Genomic DNA, 15997 nt, shown 5'->3' with positions numbered 1-15997 from the left:
CCGCTCTTGTCATGTCTGCTTCGTGGGCTTGTCCCGCATCTTCTCGCGCAGCTCCTGCTGCCCGATCGCGTAGCCGAGCTGGAAGCGCGTCTCGACGTTGTACTCGGCCTTGAGCGAGGCGACGTAGCCGGCGTACGTGCGGGTGCTGACGCCGACGCGCTTGGAGCTGGCGTTGTCGCTGTGGCCCTCGACGAGCATCCGGATCGTCATGTTGTGCACGTCCTCGGCGATCTCGCGCTCGGTCGTGCTCTCGCGGTCGGTGAAGACGTGCGCCCGCTCCCAGGACCGCTCGAAGATGTCGGCGAGGTAGTTGACCAGGTTCGGGTCGTGGATCACGATCGCGACGTCGGAGCCGTCCATGCCCGGGATCATCGCGAGTCGACGGTCGACGACGATCATCCGGTTGAAGAACTCGTCCAGCGTGCGCACCTCGGCGCCCAGCTTGGTGACCTCCTCGACGTACTCGCGGGTGGCGATGCTGCGCCGCGCCGAGTGCTGGTAGAGCGTCCGCATCTTCACCCCGCGACCGAGCGTCCGCTTGTCGCGCTCGAGGGCGACGTCGAGCACCGCGGCGGACCTCGCGCCGTCGGGCTGGGCGGTGAGCAGCTCGGACTCGGCGTCTCCGAGAGCGGCGACGATGAAGCGGTTGATGTTCGGCAGCCCGCGGATCTCCACGATCGGCAGGTCGCTGGGTGCCGTACGCCGGAACGCCAGCCCGAGCTCGGCGAAGGTGGTCGCCCACCCCGTCGACTCGGCGAGGAGCTCGGCGGCGCGCTGCCCCATCGGGGCGACGACGCGTGACTGCACGATGGCCGGGTCGACGGGCAGGTAGGTGTCGGTGGCCGGGTCGATGGCGACGAGCCCGAGGTCGAGCAGGAACGCGAACGAGGCGTGGTCGACGCCGCCGGGGACGATGTGCTCGTCGTCGTGCGCGATCGAGCCCTTGAGGACGATCTTCTGGTACAGGTCGCCCGCATCGTTCTGCAACAGCTCGCGCTGCTCTGCAGTGAATTCGGGCGTCATAGGTCCAATATTGCAGAAAAGTGCAACGGGCCCGCACCCCCGTGGGTGCGGGCCCGCAAGCGGTCTAGCGGCGGGTCAGAGACCCAAGCGGGCCTTCAGGCCGTCGAGTTCGGTCCAGAGCACGGACGGCAGGTCGTCGCCGAACTTCTCGAACCACTCCTGGATCTGCGGGATCTCGGCCTTCCACTCCTCGACGTCGACCGCGAGGGCAGCCTCGAGCTGCTCCTCGGTCATGTCGAGACCGTCGAGGTCGAAGGTGCCCGGCGCCGGCACGTGGCCGATCGGGGTCTCGACCGCGGCGGCCTGGCCGTCGATGCGCTCGATGATCCACTTCAGGACGCGGCTGTTCTCGCCGAACCCGGGCCACATGAAGTTGCCGTCGGAGTCGAGGCGGAACCAGTTCACGTAGAAGATCTTCGGCATCTTGGACGCGTCGTTGTCCTTGCCCATGTTGATCCAGTGGCTGAAGTAGTCGCCGGCGTTGTAGCCGATGAACGGGATCATCGCCATCGGGTCACGACGCACGACGCCGACCGCACCGACCGCGGCAGCGGTGGTCTCCGACGACAGGGTCGCGCCGAGGAAGGTGCCGTGGGTCCAGTCGCGGGCCTCGGAGACCAGCGGGATCGTCGTCTTGCGACGGCCGCCGAACAGGATCGCGTCGATCGGGACACCGCGCGGGTCGTCGTACTCGGCCGCGAGCATGTCGCACTGCTTGATCGGGGTGCAGTAGCGGCTGTTCGGGTGGCTGGAGAGCTCGGTCGACTCCGGCGTCCACGGCTCGCCCTTCCAGGAGGTCGCCTTGGCCGGCGGGTTCTCCAGGCCCTCCCACCAGACGTCGCCGTCCTCGGTGAGCGCGACGTTGGTGAAGACCGAGTTGCCCTTGTTGATGGTCTTCATCGCGTTCGGGTTGGTGTGCTCGTTGGTGCCCGGCGCGACGCCGAAGAAGCCGAACTCCGGGTTGACCGCCCACAGGCGGCCGTCGTCACCGATGCGCATCCAGGCGATGTCGTCGCCGATGGCCTCGACCTTCCAGCCCGGGACGGTCGGCTCGAGCATCGCCAGGTTGGTCTTGCCGCAGGCCGACGGGAACGCCGCCGCGATGTACTTCACGACGCCCTGCGGCGAGGTGAGCTTGAGGATGAGCATGTGCTCGGCCATCCAACCCTCGTCGCGCGCCATGACGCTCGCGATGCGCAGGGCGTAGCACTTCTTGCCGAGCAGCGCGTTGCCGCCGTAGCCCGAGCCGAAGCTCCAGATCATCCGCTCCTCGGGGAACTGGACGATGTACTTGGTGTCGTTGCACGGCCAGGCGACGTCGGCCTGGCCCTCGGCGAGCGGGTGGCCCACGGAGTGCAGCGCCGGCACGTACGGCGCGTTGGACTCCTCGAGCTTGCGCAGCACCTCGGTGCCCATCCGCGGCCATGACCTTCATGCTCGCGACGACGTAGGCGGAGTCGGTGATCTCGATGCCGAACATCGGCTTCTCAGCCTCGAGGTGACCCATGACGAACGGGATCACGTACATCGTGCGGCCCTTCATGCAGCCGGCGTACAGCCCGCGCATGATCTCCTTCATCGCGTTCGGGTCCATCCAGTTGTTGGTCGGCCCGCAGTCCTTCTCGTCGACCGAGCAGATGAACGTCTTGTCCTCGACACGCGCCACGTCGGTGGGGTTGGAGGCCGCGTAGTAGCTGTTCGGCTTCTTGTTCTCGTCGAGCTTGATGAAGGTGCCGGTGCCGACCAGGAAGTTGGTGAGCTCGGTCCACTCCTCGTCGGAGCCGGTGCACCAGTGGATGGCGTCGGGCTGGGTGAGCTCCGCGATCTCGGAGACCCAGGCGAGGATGTCTTCGCGCGTGGTGGGCGCGGTCGTGCTGGTGGGAGCGGTGGCAGTCATGCCGGTGTTCCTTTCGATCGCGATCAGGACTCACGGGGACGTGGCCGGACCGGCCGCCGAGCGCATCGACGGATCTTGAAAGTGGATGGTCCGATCCCCGCGACGCTGCAGCGATCGATCTGAAGAATTTAGACCGGGTTCTGGTGGGTACCTATTGGATCGATCAAGTCCCGCCCAGGCCTGCCGCAGAGGTGACGGCGGCCACCCGATTTCGAACAGGGATCGACCTCCGCTAGAGTATGCGGGTCCTCGTGCGGAGCACCGGGACGAGCGGCTGTAGCTCAACGGATAGAGCATCTGACTACGGATCAGAAGGTTTGGGGTTCGAATCCCTACAGCCGCGCAGAGAGCCTGAATGTGGAAGACCCCCGAAACGCTTCACCTCGGGGGTCTTTCACATTCACGGCGAACAAGCGGCTGCCGACGAGCGAAGCGAGGAGCACAGCCGCGCAGCGAGACCACATGAGAGAACCACCGACACGCCTCACCTCGCGGGCGCTCGCGTGCGGACCCCGCCGCCGGGGTACGGCGTACTCGTGCAGCCGACGTCGCAGGATGACCAGCTCGCGGGATTCGTCCGGGTCCGCGGGGCGAGCGAGAACAACCTGCGCAACGTGGATGTGGACGTCCCTCGAGGCGCTCTGGTGGTCTTCACCGGCGTCTCCGGTTCGGGCAAGTCGTCGTTGGCCTTCGGGACGTTGTACGCCGAGGCGCAGCGTCGCTACTTCGAGTCGGTCGCGCCGTACGCGCGGCGCTTGCTCCAACAGGTCGGCGCCCCGCACGTCGAGGAGATCACCGGCCTTCCCCCTGCTGTCGCGCTGCAGCAGCGGCGAGGAGCGCCGACCAGCCGATCCTCGGTGGGCACGATCACCACGTTGTCCAACCTGCTGCGGATGCTCTACTCGCGGGCCGGGACCTACCCCCGGGGAGCGCCGAGGCTGGAGGCGGAGGACTTCTCGCCGAACACGCCTGCGGGTGCCTGCCCGACGTGTCACGGTCTCGGCACGATCCACGACGTCGTCGAGTACCTGCTCGTCCCCGACGACTCCCTGAGCATCCGGGAAGGTGCGATCGCCGCCTGGCCCGGCGCGTGGCAGGGGGCGAACCTGCGCAGCATCGTCGCGGGACTGGGGATCGACGTCGACCGACCCTTCGCCAAGCTGCGCAAGAAGGACCGCGACTGGCTGCTCTTCACCGATGAACAACCTTCGGTCCTCGTCCAGCCCGAACGGGACCGCGTCGACCACGGCTACTACGGCAAGTTCTGGAGCGCGCGCAAGCACGTCCTGCACACGCTGGCCGAATCAACCAGCGAGCGGATGCGCGAGCGTGCCCTCCGGTTCACCCGCAGCCTGCCGTGCCCGTCCTGCGGGGGGAGCGGGGTGAAACCGGAAGCGCTCGCCGTCCGCTTCGCTGGGCGCAGCATCGCCGAGGTCAACGCGATGCCGCTGGGTCAGGTCGTCGACCTGCTCCGCCCGGTGGCCACCCTGGACCACCCGTCTGCAGCGGTCCCGACGGCGGGCTCCGGGGAGGACAGCGAGGTGGCCGTCCGGATCTGCGCCGATCTCGTCGCGCGCATCGCGGTGCTGCTGGAGCTGGGGCTGGGTTACCTGAGCCTGGGACGCAGCTCGACCACGTTGTCGCCGGGCGAGATGCAACGGCTGCGGATCGCGACCCAGCTCCGGTCCGGTCTCTTCGGTGTCGTCTACGTGCTCGACGAGCCGTCAGCAGGGCTGCACCCCGCCGACGCCGAACCGCTGCTGCGGGTCCTGGATCGGCTGAAGGAAGGCGGGAACTCCTTGTTCGTGGTCGAGCACGACCTCGACGTCGTACGCCGGGCGGACTGGGTGGTGGATGTCGGCCCGGGCGCGGGGCAGGCGGGTGGCCGGGTGCTGTACTCCGGTCCGGTGCCCGGGCTCGAAGCAGTGCAGGGCTCGGCCACCGGTGCTCACCTGTTCGGCCGGGTCGAGCGCGGTGGAAGTGCCCGACGAGAGCCCGCGGACTGGTTCCGGTTGGAGGATGTCTCCCGCAACAACCTGGTCGACCTCAGCGTGGCGGTGCCCCTCGGCGTGCTGACCGCCGTCACCGGTGTCTCGGGGTCGGGCAAGTCGTCGTTGCTCGCTGAGCTGACCGAGGCCGAGCCGGACGGATCCTTCGACCGCTTGGTCGTCGTCGACCAGAAGCCGATCGGGAGGACGCCGCGGTCGAACCTGGCGACGTACACGGGCTTGTTCGACGCGGTCCGGAAGGCCTTCGCCGCGACGCCCGCTGCTCGCCGTCGCCGGTACGACGCCGGGCGGTTCTCCTTCAACCTCCCGGACGGACGGTGCGAGACCTGTCAGGGGGAGGGGTTCGTCGCGGTCGAGCTGTTGTTCCTGCCGGGGACCTACTCCGCCTGCCCGACGTGTGCAGGCTCCCGCTACGAGGCGAGCACGCTCGCCGTCACCTACGAGGGCAAGAACATCGCCGAGGTTCTCGGTCTCACCGTCGACGAGGCAGCCGAGTTCCTCGCCGACCTCCCCTCCGCCGCCCGGAGTCTGCAGACCCTGCGTGAGGTAGGGCTGGGGTATCTCCGGCTGGGCCAGCCGGCCACCGAGCTGAGCGGCGGGGAGGCCCAGCGCATCAAGCTGGCCACCGAGCTGCAACGAGCCAGGCGCGGGCACACTTTGTACCTGCTCGACGAGCCGACGACCGGGCTCCACCCCGCGGACGTCGCGCTCCTGGTCCGCCAGCTGCACCGGCTGGTCGATGCCGGGAGCACCGTCGTCGTGGTCGAGCACGACCTCGACACCATCGCCACGGCTGACTGGGTCATCGACCTCGGTCCCTCGGGAGGAGACGACGGTGGCCGGATCGTCGCCGAGGGAACGCCGGCCGACGTCGCCCGATCGCGGGACAGTGCGACGGGCAGCTACCTTCGCGGCCGCTTGCGTGACCGCGGCGCTGCCTAGTCCTTCTTCGCCAGGAGACCGAGCGGTGCGCCCAGGGTGTCGAGCACGCGTCATACTTCGCACGTGAGCACGGCACCCTCAGCGGACGGCGTCCAACCTGCGGAGACGCTGCTCGCGCGCGCACTCGTGGGCCCTGCTGGGATCGACGAGAACGAGGAGATCACCGGCCGGATCCTCGCCGGAGCGCGCGACTTGTTCGTGCGCGAAGGGATCCACCGCGCCACGATGGAGGACGTCGCCCGGGCCTCCGGCTTCTCCCGCATCACCGTCTACCGGCGGTTCGCGACGAAGGACCTGCTCGTCGAAGCGGTCGTCCTGTGGGAGTTCCGGCGCTACTTCGCGCAGTTCCTCACCGACATCCGTTCTGCGAAGACGGTCGAGGACCGCATCGTCGTCGGCTTCGTCAGCGCGCTGCGCACGATGCGCGGCAACTCCTTGATCGGCGGGTTGCTGGCCGCCGACCCCGGCTCGGTCCTTCCGTCGGTGGTCGGCGAGCACGGACGCACCCTTGCCACCGTCCGCGCGTTCCTGGCCGGGCAGCTGCGGCGCGAGCAGAAGGCCGGCACCATCTCGACCGGCATCGACGTGGACATGGTGGCCGAGCTGATGACCAGGGTCTCGACGTCGTTCCTCGTGACGCCGAGCGAGCTGGTGGACCTCGAGGACGACAAGCGGCTCGCGGCGATCGCGCGTCAGTTCCTGGTCCCGATGGTCAAGCCCGCGTAGCCCGAGCACGCCCTCACGTCCGGCGACTTCCTGCCGATCAGAAGGAATCAGACCGCACGGACGCGGTCGGCTGTCGTGCACCCGCGGCAGCGCGAGATCAGGGACGAGGAACGAGCATGAACACATTCGGACGTGGGGTGGCTGCGAGCACGCTCGCCGTCGCCGTCAGCCTCTCGGTCGCACCGACCGGAGCGGTGGCCGCCAGCAAGGGCGAGAACGGGACGGCGGTCGCCAGCCTCGCCGCCGGGCCGACCCAGAAGCTCAAGAAGTGCACCGCGGGGAACCGGGTCGTGACCGTGGCGCCGACCGCCGCCAAGAAGGTGGGCGGCCAGCGCTACGTGGTCGGAGCAAGCACCCGGATCAAGCTCTGCACGACCAAGAAGAACGTCACCACCGTCTACTCGTGGACGCAGACGGCCAAGGTCGTGGCCACCGGGCGGGCGAAGGTCACGGTGTCCTCGGGCAGCACCAAGAAGACCGTGTCGGGTGGCGTCACCACCCTGACGACGCCGCTGACCGCCAAGGCCAAGTGGCTGTTCATCAGCGTGAAGGTCACCGGCACGCTGCTGACCAAGATCGACAAGGTCGGCAAGGTGACCTCGCAGATCGTCAACGTCAAGAAGGTGTAGCCGGCGCCGCTCGGCGGTTGCGGGTGATGGCGAACCCGAACGCGGTGGCGAACACGTACATCAGCACCGAGTACACCGCGCTCGGGATCGCCACCTCGGTGTTGTCGAGCACGCTGAGCGCGATCGTCAGCGCCACGGTCGTGTTGTGGATGCCGACCTCCATCGCGCACGCGATCGCCTGCTTGTCGTCGAGCTGGAACAGGCGCGCGCCGGCGTACCCGAGGGTGAGGCTGGCCAGGCAGAAGATGCTGGTGACCGCGCCGACCTGCTCGACGTAGTCGGCCAGGTTCTCCCGCTCACCGAGCAGCGCGCCGACGGAGACCGCGACCAGGGTGGTGATCGAGAAGATCCGCACCGGGCGGTCGGCGCTGCCGGCGAACTCGGGGGAGCGGCGGCGTACGAGCATGCCGATGCCGACGGGGACCAGCACGATCGCGATCACCTGGAGCACCTTGCCGACCTGGAGCCCGAGCTCGCCCTCGGCCTCGAAGTGGTTGATCGCGAGGTTCGTGATCACCGGGATGCTCACGGCCGCCAGCACGGAGTTGATCGCGGTGAGCGAGACGTTGAGCGCGACGTCGCCGCGGAACAGGTGGCTGAACAGGTTCGCCGTCGTCCCGCCCGGCGAGGCCGCAAGAAGCATCACGCCCACGGCGAGCAGCGGGTCGAGGTCGAACGCCTTGACGAGCCCGAACGCGATCAGCGGCAGGATCAGCACCTGCAGTCCGAGGGCGATCACGACGGCCCGGGGCGACTTCGCTACCCGGCGGAAGTCGTCGACGGTGAGGGACAGTCCGAGGCCGAACATGATGATCGCCAGCGCGATCGGCAGGCCGACGGTGATCAGCGCGGAGTCGTTCATAGGGCAGTCAAACATCTGAGCTCGCAGAAACCCGTTAGGTCCGCAGCGCTCCGTCCTCCTACCCTTGCCTGCGTCGGTCACCGAGGCCGGCGCCACCACCGAGAAGGAATCGCAGTGAATACCAGGAGCACCTCCGTGATCACGAACCGCTTTGCGGTCCGTGCGCTGGGTGATGCCTGGATGCGATCCCTCGGAGGCTACGAGCCCTGCAAGGTCGAGGGTCAGCAGCTGCCGACCTCGCTGGAGCCGCCGATGTAGGTGCCGAGAAGCACCGGAAACGTCCGGGCCGCTCCAGCGGAGGCAGAAGTCAGCGTGTGCCCACACGCGGACTCCGACCTCGCGGAGCGGCTCTTCTGCTTTTCGGAGCTCCGCAGACCACCAGTGACGGGTTGTGGGGAAGCGGCCATCCCTCCTGCTTCGGGCGCAGGCAACCGCGGGTTCGAGTCCCGCCAACCCGACTTTGCTCCACCGCGGAGCACGGCACGTGCCACCGACCGACGAAGGAGGTGACGGCACATGAAGATGATGAAGACGAAGGACGACCTGCTCGACACCAAGGGCGTGACGGTCGCGTTCACGTTCCCGACCCCGGACTTCGGTCCGGCCGCGTGGAGCTGCGCCGACCACGACGACCCGGACGTGTTCGCCCCGACCGACCAGGTCGCGCTCGAGCAGGCACTGGCGGTCTGCGGCTCGTGCGCCGTCCGGGACCTCTGCCTCGAGCTCGGTGTGAACCGGGACGAGTGGGGTGTCTGGGGTGGCGTCCTGCTGGAGAACGGCAAGCCGCTGGAGAAGGTCCGGCAGCCGGGTCGGCCCCGGAAGGTCTCGGCTGCCTAGTTCCCGGTAGGGGGCCCACCGCCGTCGGAGCGGTGGGCCCCGGCGTACGACGCCCCCTTGGTCCAGCGGACACGACACCGGCCTACGAAGCCGGGGACCCAGGTTCGACTCCTGGAGGGGGCACGCACCACACGACAACTGACAAGCAAGCAACCGCCGAAGGAGGCGAACAGCGATGAGCACGAACAACCACGGCTTCCCGGTGGCTCTGCCGGGCGCAGGCGCCGAGACCCTGATGTGGGCACATCCGCACGAGGTCGAGCACCAGGCGCTGGAGCAGCTGCGCAACATCTCGCGGCTGCCGTGGGTCCACGGGCTGCGGGTGATGCCGGACGTCCACCTCGGCAAGGGTGCGACCGTCGGTTCGGTCGTCGCCATGCGCGACGCCGTCTCACCGGCCGCAGTCGGCGTCGACATCGGTTGCGGTATGCAGGCGGTGCGCACCAGCCTCACCGTCGAGGACCTCCCCGAGGACCTCCGCTCGCTGCGGCTGGCGACCGAGCGCGCCGTACCGGTGGGCTTCCGGTCGCACGACAGTGCGCCGGACGTGCGGCGCCTCGGCGTCAACCACGGCCGGTACGACGGTTGGACGGCGTTCTGGACCGGCTTCGGTGACCTGCACCCCGGCGTCCAGGACCGGGAGAGCAAGGCGATGAAGCAGATGGGTTCGCTGGGTGGTGGCAACCACTTCCTCGAGCTCACGTCCGACGAGGACGGTCAGGTGTGGCTGATGCTGCACTCGGGTTCGCGCAACATCGGCAAGGAGATCGCGGAGCGCCACATCCACGGCGCGAAGGGCCTCGAGCACAACCTCGACCTCCCGGACCGCGACCTCGCGGTGTTCCTCGCCGGTACGCCGGAGATGGACGCCTACCTGCGTGACCTGCACTGGGCGCAGGAGTACGCCGCGCGGAACCGTGCCGTGATGATGGCGCTGTTCTGCGAGGTGGTCTCCACCGCGTTCGCGAAGGCCGGCCTGGAGGTGTCCTACGGCGAGCAGATCTCGGCTCACCACAACTACGTGGCCACCGAGACGCTGTCGGACGGCACCGAGCTGATCGTCACCCGCAAGGGGGCGATCCGCGCCGGTGACGGCGAGCTCGGTCTGATCCCAGGCTCGATGGGCACCGGCTCGTACGTCGTGAAGGGCCTCGGCAACGAGGCGTCGTATTGGTCGGCATCGCACGGTGCCGGTCGGAAGATGTCGCGCAACAAGGCCAAGCGGACCTTCACCGTCGAGGACCTCGCTGCCCAGACCGAGGGCGTCGAGTGCCGCAAGGACGCCGGCGTCGTGGACGAGATCCCCGGCGCCTACAAGGACCTCGGTGCCGTCATCGAGGCCCAGACGGACCTCGTCGAGGTCGTCGCGAAGCTCACCACGCTGATGTGCGTGAAGGGCTGAACCACGCGCACCAGAGCGCACACTAGGAAGAGAGAGGAGATGGCGGTGGTGTCCATGGCAACGGCTAGTGGCTCGGTGGTGCTGCTGAACGCCTCCTACGAGCCGCTGGGTCGGGTCTCCTTCCAGCACGCGGTGCGGATGCTCTTCCGCCAGGTAGCGACCGTCGAGGAGGGTCACGCCGATCGGATGATCGGCCCGCACCAGTGGCCGCGTGTCATCAAGCTGGTCCGGTACGTCGCTGCTACGTGGCTGTACCGGCCAGCGGGTTACACCCGCGGCGGCGTGCTGCGCCGTGACCGCGGCCGGTGCGGTTACTGCGGGGGCTGGGGCAAGACCGTGGACCACATCCTCCCGGTCAGCCGGGGTGGACCCTGCTCGTGGCTGAACACGGTCGCGGCGTGCGAGCGCTGCAACCACCGCAAGGCGGACCGGACTCCCGAGGAGGCCGGGATGCGGCTGCGGGTGGTGCCGTTCGTGCCCACGCGCGCGCAGCTGGTGGCGCACTGAGGAAGCAGAAGCCCCCGGTCGGAGTGGTGGTCTCCGGCCGGGGGCCTCGGTGCGTTCGGTGATCAGATGAAGTCGATGCCGACCCAGCTCGGGAGGCGCTCGGCGTTGCAGTAGACCTTCGGGTCACCCAGCGCCGCGTAGTACGGGCTGGCGTTGAGCGTCTCCAGGGCGACGGTCAGACGCCTCACCCCGGCGATGGACTGGGTGACCGTCTTCGGCTGGAACAGCGGCACCTCGTACTCCTTCTGCACCGACGGGCTGTTCGCCTTTTCGGTGATGAGCACCAACGCGTACTCGTCAGCCGGCTGCGGGCCGTTGAACACGTTGTAGTCAGCACGGGTCGTGAACGTCGTGCACAGTCCGGCCGTCTTGTACTGCAGGTAGCTCGACCCCTGCGTGAAACGGAACGAGTGCGGGTAGTTCACACCACTGATCGTCTCGGCCAGTCCTGCCTGGTAGTCGTTGCCACCGTGGGCCGGGGGCTCGTGGTCGAGGTAGAGCCACTTGTAGACCGGCAGGGCCTTGGTGGCGCTGACACCGGCCTTGCGCGCGGACGACTTGGCCTTGATCGCGCGGAACGAGGTGGTGCCGCCCTGCGGGGTCTCCACGACGGCCTTGTACTTGCCCGACTTCTTGGTGACGACGGTGGCCACGTTCGTCCAGGCGCCGCCGATGTACTGGCGCTGGATCTTGACCTTCTTGCCGCCGGCGCCGGGCCCGGAGACCTTGCCGGAGATCACGATGAACCGTCCGGCTTGGGAGGTCGCGACGTTGGACTTGATGGAGACCTTGAACGACTTCTTCGCCGTGGCGGCGTCCGCCAGGGTCGCGAAGCCGAGGACGAGAGCGAGCGTCGTGAGAACGACGAGGAGTGTCTTGCGCATGCGGGCACCACCGAGACTCAGAGGGAATGCGGAGCCTTCACTGTAGGGCCCGATCCTCCCGATCGGGCCCTACAGCGCACGAAGAGATGTGCGGGTTGCGTCTAGATGAAGTCGCCCTCGACCCAGCTCGGCAGGTGCTCCGCGTTGCAGTAGACCTTTGGGTCACCCAGGACCGCGTAGTACGGGGCGGCGTTGAGCGACTCGAGGTTCACACCGAGTGTCCGTACCCCGACCAGCGACTGGCTCGCGGTGACCGGCGTGAAGAGGCTCACCACCACCGACTTCTGGATCGCCGGGCCGCTGCTCTTCTGGGCGATCGTCTTCAACGTGTAGGTGTCCACCGGCTGCGGTCCGCTGAACACATTGTAGTCGGCGCGGGTCGTGAACGTGGTGCAGAGCCCGCTCAGCTTGAAGGCCAGGTAGCTGTTGCCCGCACTGAACCGGTAGGAGTGCGCATAGGTCTTGCCGTCGATCTGCTGCACGAGCCCGGCCTGGTAGTCGCTGCTGAAGCTGTTCACGGGCTCGTGGTCGAGGTAGAGCCACTTGTAGACCGGCAGGGCCTTGGTGGCGCTGACGCCGGCCTTGCGGGCCGAGGACTTGGCCTTGATCACGCGGAACGAGGTGGTGCCGCCCTGCGGGGTCTCCACGACGGCTTTGTACTTGCCGGACTTCTTGGTGACGACGGTGGCCACGTTCGTCCAGGCGCCGCCGATGTACTGGCGCTGGATCTTGACCTTCTTGCCGCCGGCGCCGGGCCCGGAGACCTTGCCGGAGATCACGATGAACCGTCCGGCTTGGGAGGTCGCGACGTTGGACTTGATGGAGACCTTGAACGACTTCTTCGCCGTGGCGGCGTCCGCCAGGGTCGCGAAGCCGAGGACGAGAGCGAGGGTCGTGAGTGCTACCAGGAGTGTCTTGCGCATGGTCATCTCCTCAGAAGTCGCCGTTGCGGAAGGTGGGAAGGGTCGAGGCGTTGCAGTAGACCTTCGGGTCGCCGAGCGCGGCGAAGTACGAGCCGCCGCCGGCGATGCTGGTCACCTCGATCGTCAGGTACTTGGTGCCCGCGAGTGACGAGGTGAAGGTCACCGCGTTCCCGGTGCTCACCGAGGTCGACGTGGAGATCGACGGCGCGGGGTTGGTCTGGATGCGGGTCAGCTCGAGGTTCGCGTCATCGGCCACCGGGGGCTGGCCGGTGGTCTTGTAGCCGAACCGGGTGGCGAACTCGGTGCAGAGGCCGGAGGGTCGGTAGGCCATACCGCCGCCCTGGCTGAACGAGAAGGCGTGCTCGTACAGCGTGCCGCCGACCTGCTCCTGGACCGGGAAGGTGTTGTTGAGCTGGCCGGGCTGGGTGGCCAGGTCGAGCCACTGGTACACCGGCAGGGCCTTGGTGGCGCTGACACCGGCCTTGCGCGCGGACGACTTGGCCTTGAGTGCGCGGAACGACGTGGTGCCACCACGAGGCGTCTCGACGACGGCCTTGTACTTGCCGGACTTCTTGGTGGTGACGGTGGCAACGGTGATCCAGGCTCCGCCGATGTACTGGCGCTGCACCTTGACCTTCTTGCCGCCGGCGCCGGGCCCGGAGACCTTGCCGGAGATCACGATGAACCGGCCGGCCTGGGAGACCGCGACGTTGGACTTGATGGAGACCTTGAAGGATTTCTTCGCCGTCGCGGCGTCCGCCAGGGTGCCGAACCCGAGGACGAGTGCGAGTGTGGTCAGGACGACCACGAGGGACTTGCGCATGCGTGCACCACCGAGATGTGAGGGGACGTGTCTCGGCCACCCTAGGACGCCTCCACCCCGGACGCGCTGCAAATCGATCCTCGACGGGACCTTCGATCCGCCCTAGCCTGCAGGCACCCCGTTGCTCGTCACTGCGTGTTCTCACCCTTCCTGGAGCTCCCGTGCGACTGTCCCGTCTTGCCGGTCTGGCGTGTGCCGGCCTCGTCGTCCCGCTGCTCGCTACCGCGCAGCTCGCTGGTTCGAGCCGGGCTGCCGAGCCGCCCGCTCCGCCTGTCGCCCCGTGCACGTCGTCGTCGGCGCACCCGTGGTGCGACACCTCGCTGTCCCCGGACGCGCGTGCGCTGCTGTTCCAGAAGGCGATGACGCTGGACGAGGAGATCGCGCTGCTCGGCGGGCAGGGAGCCGCGAACAACGGTGCGACCGGCGGTCACACGGGCGTCTCGGTCGCGGTGCCGCGGCTCGGGCTCCCGGAGGTGTACTTCACCGACGGGCCGGTCGGCGTACGACAGGGCAAGGCGACAGCGATGCCGGTGCCGATCGCCCTGGCCGCTACCTGGGACGCCGCGTCGGCGTACGAGTACGGGCGCACCATCGGGGAGGAGGCGCGCGCCAAGGGCAACGACGTCGTCCTCGGTCCGACGGTCAACCTGGCACGCACCCCGCAGAACGGTCGCGGCTACGAGGCCTACGGCGAGGAAACCCAGCTCATCGCCCAGACCGGGGTCGCGTGGATCAAGGGTGCTCAGAGCACGGGTGTGATCGCCGACGTGAAGCACTTCGCGCTGAACAACCAGGAGGGCCAGTTTGGCGTCCCGCCGCTGTTCGCCCTCAACGGGAGCCGGCACATCGTCAACGCCGAGGTCGACGACCGCACGCTGCACGAGCTCTACCTGCCGCACTTCGAGGCAGCGGTGAAGCAGGGCGACGTCGGCACGGTGATGTGCTCCTACAACCGGATCAACGGCGAGTGGGCCTGCCAGAACGCGAAGATGCTGCAGACGATCCTCGAGGAGCAGTGGGGTTTCAAGGGCTTCGTCGTCGCTGACTACGGCGCCTCCAAGGACACCGTGCGCAACCTCAACAACGGACTCGACTTCGTCCCCGCCCAGGGCAGCATCGACCAGGCCTACTCGCCGGTCGCCATCGGCTACGCGGTCGCCAGCGGCAGGGTCAAGCGTTCGGTCGTCGACGGTCACGTGCGTCGGATCCTCCGCACGCTGTTCGCCTTCGGGTACTTCGACCGGTTGCCGTTCCTCAACGACGACACGCAGATCGACAACGACGCCGACCGCGCCACCGCGCAGCGCATCGAGGAGCGTGCGATCACGCTGCTCAAGAACAACGGGATCCTGCCGCTGAAGCCGAGCGTGAAGAAGATCGCGGTGATCGGTCCGTACGCGAAGACGTTCATCACCGGCGGCGGTTCCGGTGGCGTCTCCCCGACCCGGGTCGTCACCGCCCTCGAGGCGATCACTGCTCGTGCCGGCTCCGACGTCACCGTCACCTACACCGACGGCGCCAGTCAGACGAAGGCCGCCGCGATGGCGGCAGCGGCCGACGTCGCGATCGTGATCACCGGCGACGTTCAGACCGAGGGCCAGGACAAGAGCTGCATCGGGCTGAGCTGCACCAGCGACTTCCTCAACAGCAACTCGGTGCTGATCGGTCGCGGCAAGCTGTGCCTGCTGGCACCGTGCCCTCTCAACGGCATCAACCAGGACGCGATGGTCGGCCGGATCGCGAGCGCTCAGCCGAACACCGTCGCGGTCCTGGAGACCGGTGGCCCGGTGCTGACGCCGTGGCGCGACAAGGTCGCCGGCCTGGTGCAGGCCTGGTACCCGGGGCAGGAGGGCGGCTCGGCGATCGCCCGCGTGCTGTTCGGTGACGTCGACCCCGGCGGACGGCTGCCGGTGACGTTCCCGGCGAACGCCGACCAGGGCTCCACGGCCCACGATCCCGACCGCTACCCGGGTGCCGACCACAGTGAAGGCCTCCTGGTCGGCTACCGCTGGTACGACGCGAAGGGACAGTCGCCGGCGTACGAGTTCGGGGCGGGCCTGTCGTACACGACGTTCTCCTACGGGCCGGTCCAGGTGCAGGCCGGTGGGGTCGCCGGCGCCGCGTCGACCGCCACGGTCGAGATCACGAACACCGGCTCGCGCGCCGGGTACGCCGTTCCGCAGGTCTACCTCAGCAAGCCGTCCTCGGCGGCCTTCCCGCAACCGGTGCGGCAGCTGGTCTCGAGCAAGTCCGTGTCGATCGAGCCGGGGCGCACGGTGCGGGTCTCGTTCCCGCTCAGTGACCGGTCCTTCGCCAGCTGGGACACGAGCCTCGGGACGGCGGGTGGCTGGCGCACGCTTCCAGGTTGCTACACCGTGACCGTCGGCAAGTCCTCGCGCGAGCTGCTCACCAGCAGGACCGTGGCGCGCGGGGCGACCTGTCCCGACGCCTCGGTCTCGCTGGGCAGCGGAACCGACTTCTTCCTGCCGCTGGCACCGCCTGCCACGGTGGTTTCGGTGGACTGAGGGTCACT

At 68.2% G+C, this 15997-nt stretch carries 14 protein-coding genes, 3 tRNA genes and 1 pseudogene; 11 read left to right on the top strand and 7 right to left on the bottom strand.

The window, feature by feature from the left end; genetic code table 11:
- Positions 1-9: 9 nt before the first annotated feature.
- The 3 genes and pseudogenes from ABIE44_RS08535 to ABIE44_RS19625 form a co-directional block, all read right to left on the bottom strand.
- Positions 10-1023, bottom strand: coding sequence for a TrmB family transcriptional regulator (locus tag ABIE44_RS08535; RefSeq protein WP_209719496.1), 1014 nt, complete (start codon positions 1021-1023; stop codon positions 10-12).
- A 75-nt stretch (positions 1024-1098) separates the two neighbouring features.
- A complete protein-coding gene (locus ABIE44_RS08530) occupies positions 1099-2439 on the bottom strand; it encodes a phosphoenolpyruvate carboxykinase (GTP) (protein WP_502912725.1) in 1341 nt (446 codons plus the stop codon).
- 64 nt (positions 2440-2503) lie between these two features.
- Positions 2504-2920, bottom strand: a pseudogene (locus ABIE44_RS19625) (phosphoenolpyruvate carboxykinase (GTP)); the annotation flags it as partial.
- 270 nt (positions 2921-3190) lie between these two features.
- Between ABIE44_RS19625 and ABIE44_RS08525 the strand changes: the two are divergent.
- From ABIE44_RS08525 to ABIE44_RS08510, 4 genes are all read left to right on the top strand, one after another.
- Positions 3191-3263, top strand: a tRNA-Arg gene (locus ABIE44_RS08525).
- Positions 3264-3423: 160 nt separating this feature from the next.
- Positions 3424-5871 carry an excinuclease ABC subunit UvrA gene (locus tag ABIE44_RS08520; RefSeq protein WP_209719503.1) on the top strand — a complete coding sequence of 816 codons (2448 nt, stop codon included), beginning with the start codon at positions 3424-3426 and terminating at the stop codon, positions 5869-5871.
- 63 nt (positions 5872-5934) lie between these two features.
- Complete coding sequence (locus ABIE44_RS08515; RefSeq protein ID WP_209719506.1) at positions 5935-6597, top strand: TetR/AcrR family transcriptional regulator; 663 nt, start codon at positions 5935-5937, stop codon at positions 6595-6597.
- Positions 6598-6713: 116 nt separating this feature from the next.
- Positions 6714-7226, top strand: a complete 513-nt coding sequence (locus ABIE44_RS08510; protein ID WP_209719509.1) for a hypothetical protein — start codon at positions 6714-6716, stop codon at positions 7224-7226.
- Here ABIE44_RS08510 and ABIE44_RS08505 read toward each other — a convergent pair.
- Positions 7213-8088 carry a bile acid:sodium symporter family protein gene (locus ABIE44_RS08505; protein ID WP_209719512.1) on the bottom strand — a complete coding sequence of 292 codons (876 nt, stop codon included), beginning with the start codon at positions 8086-8088 and terminating at the stop codon, positions 7213-7215. The two genes, ABIE44_RS08510 and ABIE44_RS08505, sit on opposite strands and share 14 nt — an antisense overlap.
- A gap of 135 nt (positions 8089-8223) precedes the next feature.
- On the opposite strand from ABIE44_RS08505, the gene ABIE44_RS08500 reads away from it, so the two are divergent.
- From ABIE44_RS08500 to ABIE44_RS08475, 6 genes are all read left to right on the top strand, one after another.
- Positions 8224-8346 carry a hypothetical protein gene (locus ABIE44_RS08500; RefSeq protein ID WP_354437938.1) on the top strand — a complete coding sequence of 41 codons (123 nt, stop codon included), beginning with the start codon at positions 8224-8226 and terminating at the stop codon, positions 8344-8346.
- Positions 8347-8473: 127 nt separating this feature from the next.
- Positions 8474-8546: transfer RNA gene (locus ABIE44_RS08495), tRNA-Pro, on the top strand.
- A gap of 58 nt (positions 8547-8604) precedes the next feature.
- The gene (locus ABIE44_RS08490) at positions 8605-8925 is read left to right on the top strand and encodes a WhiB family transcriptional regulator (RefSeq protein WP_209719514.1); all 321 of its coding nucleotides are present in this window, start codon (positions 8605-8607) and stop codon (positions 8923-8925) included.
- 51 nt (positions 8926-8976) lie between these two features.
- Positions 8977-9048: transfer RNA gene (locus ABIE44_RS08485), tRNA-Arg, on the top strand.
- Between the two features lie 52 nt (positions 9049-9100).
- The gene (locus ABIE44_RS08480; RefSeq protein ID WP_354437937.1) at positions 9101-10327 is read left to right on the top strand and encodes an RtcB family protein; all 1227 of its coding nucleotides are present in this window, start codon (positions 9101-9103) and stop codon (positions 10325-10327) included.
- Between the two features lie 54 nt (positions 10328-10381).
- A complete protein-coding gene (locus tag ABIE44_RS08475) occupies positions 10382-10834 on the top strand; it encodes an HNH endonuclease (RefSeq protein WP_209719517.1) in 453 nt (150 codons plus the stop codon).
- Positions 10835-10896: 62 nt separating this feature from the next.
- Here the strand turns inward: ABIE44_RS08475 and ABIE44_RS08470 are convergent, their stop codons facing one another.
- The 3 genes from ABIE44_RS08470 to ABIE44_RS08460 all read right to left on the bottom strand — a co-directional run bounded on the left by ABIE44_RS08470 (position 10897) and on the right by ABIE44_RS08460 (position 13464).
- Positions 10897-11718, bottom strand: a complete 822-nt coding sequence (locus ABIE44_RS08470; RefSeq protein WP_209719520.1) for a hypothetical protein — start codon at positions 11716-11718, stop codon at positions 10897-10899.
- Positions 11719-11819: 101 nt separating this feature from the next.
- A complete protein-coding gene (locus ABIE44_RS08465; protein WP_209719522.1) occupies positions 11820-12641 on the bottom strand; it encodes a hypothetical protein in 822 nt (273 codons plus the stop codon).
- 10 nt (positions 12642-12651) lie between these two features.
- Positions 12652-13464 carry a hypothetical protein gene (locus tag ABIE44_RS08460; protein ID WP_209719525.1) on the bottom strand — a complete coding sequence of 271 codons (813 nt, stop codon included), beginning with the start codon at positions 13462-13464 and terminating at the stop codon, positions 12652-12654.
- 161 nt (positions 13465-13625) lie between these two features.
- Between ABIE44_RS08460 and ABIE44_RS08455 the strand changes: the two genes are divergently transcribed.
- A complete protein-coding gene (locus ABIE44_RS08455; RefSeq protein ID WP_209719528.1) occupies positions 13626-15989 on the top strand; it encodes a beta-glucosidase family protein in 2364 nt (787 codons plus the stop codon).
- The last annotated feature ends 8 nt before the right edge of the window (positions 15990-15997 follow it).

It is taken from the genome of Marmoricola sp. OAE513 (assembly GCF_040546585.1).
Lineage (GTDB): Bacteria > Actinomycetota > Actinomycetes > Propionibacteriales > Nocardioidaceae > Marmoricola.
Note: the sequence above shows the minus strand (reverse complement) of the source record. Positions and strands in the feature narration are given on the sequence as shown.

Bases quoted from the DNA above. Each gene is read 5' to 3' on its own strand.
- ABIE44_RS08535 (WP_209719496.1), bottom strand. From the start codon at position 1,023: ATGACGCCCGAATTCACTGCAGAGCAGCGCGAGCTGTTGCAGAACGAT.
- ABIE44_RS08530 (WP_502912725.1), bottom strand. From the start codon at position 2,439: ATGGGCACCGAGGTGCTGCGCAAGCTCGAGGAGTCCAACGCGCCGTAC.
- ABIE44_RS08510 (WP_209719509.1), top strand. From the start codon at position 6,714: ATGAACACATTCGGACGTGGGGTGGCTGCGAGCACGCTCGCCGTCGCC.
- ABIE44_RS08505 (WP_209719512.1), bottom strand. From the start codon at position 8,088: ATGAACGACTCCGCGCTGATCACCGTCGGCCTGCCGATCGCGCTGGCG.
- ABIE44_RS08490 (WP_209719514.1), top strand. From the start codon at position 8,605: ATGAAGATGATGAAGACGAAGGACGACCTGCTCGACACCAAGGGCGTG.
- ABIE44_RS08480 (WP_354437937.1), top strand. From the start codon at position 9,101: ATGAGCACGAACAACCACGGCTTCCCGGTGGCTCTGCCGGGCGCAGGC.
- ABIE44_RS08475 (WP_209719517.1), top strand. From the start codon at position 10,382: ATGGCAACGGCTAGTGGCTCGGTGGTGCTGCTGAACGCCTCCTACGAG.
- ABIE44_RS08470 (WP_209719520.1), bottom strand. From the start codon at position 11,718: ATGCGCAAGACACTCCTCGTCGTTCTCACGACGCTCGCTCTCGTCCTC.
- ABIE44_RS08465 (WP_209719522.1), bottom strand. From the start codon at position 12,641: ATGCGCAAGACACTCCTGGTAGCACTCACGACCCTCGCTCTCGTCCTC.
- ABIE44_RS08460 (WP_209719525.1), bottom strand. From the start codon at position 13,464: ATGCGCAAGTCCCTCGTGGTCGTCCTGACCACACTCGCACTCGTCCTC.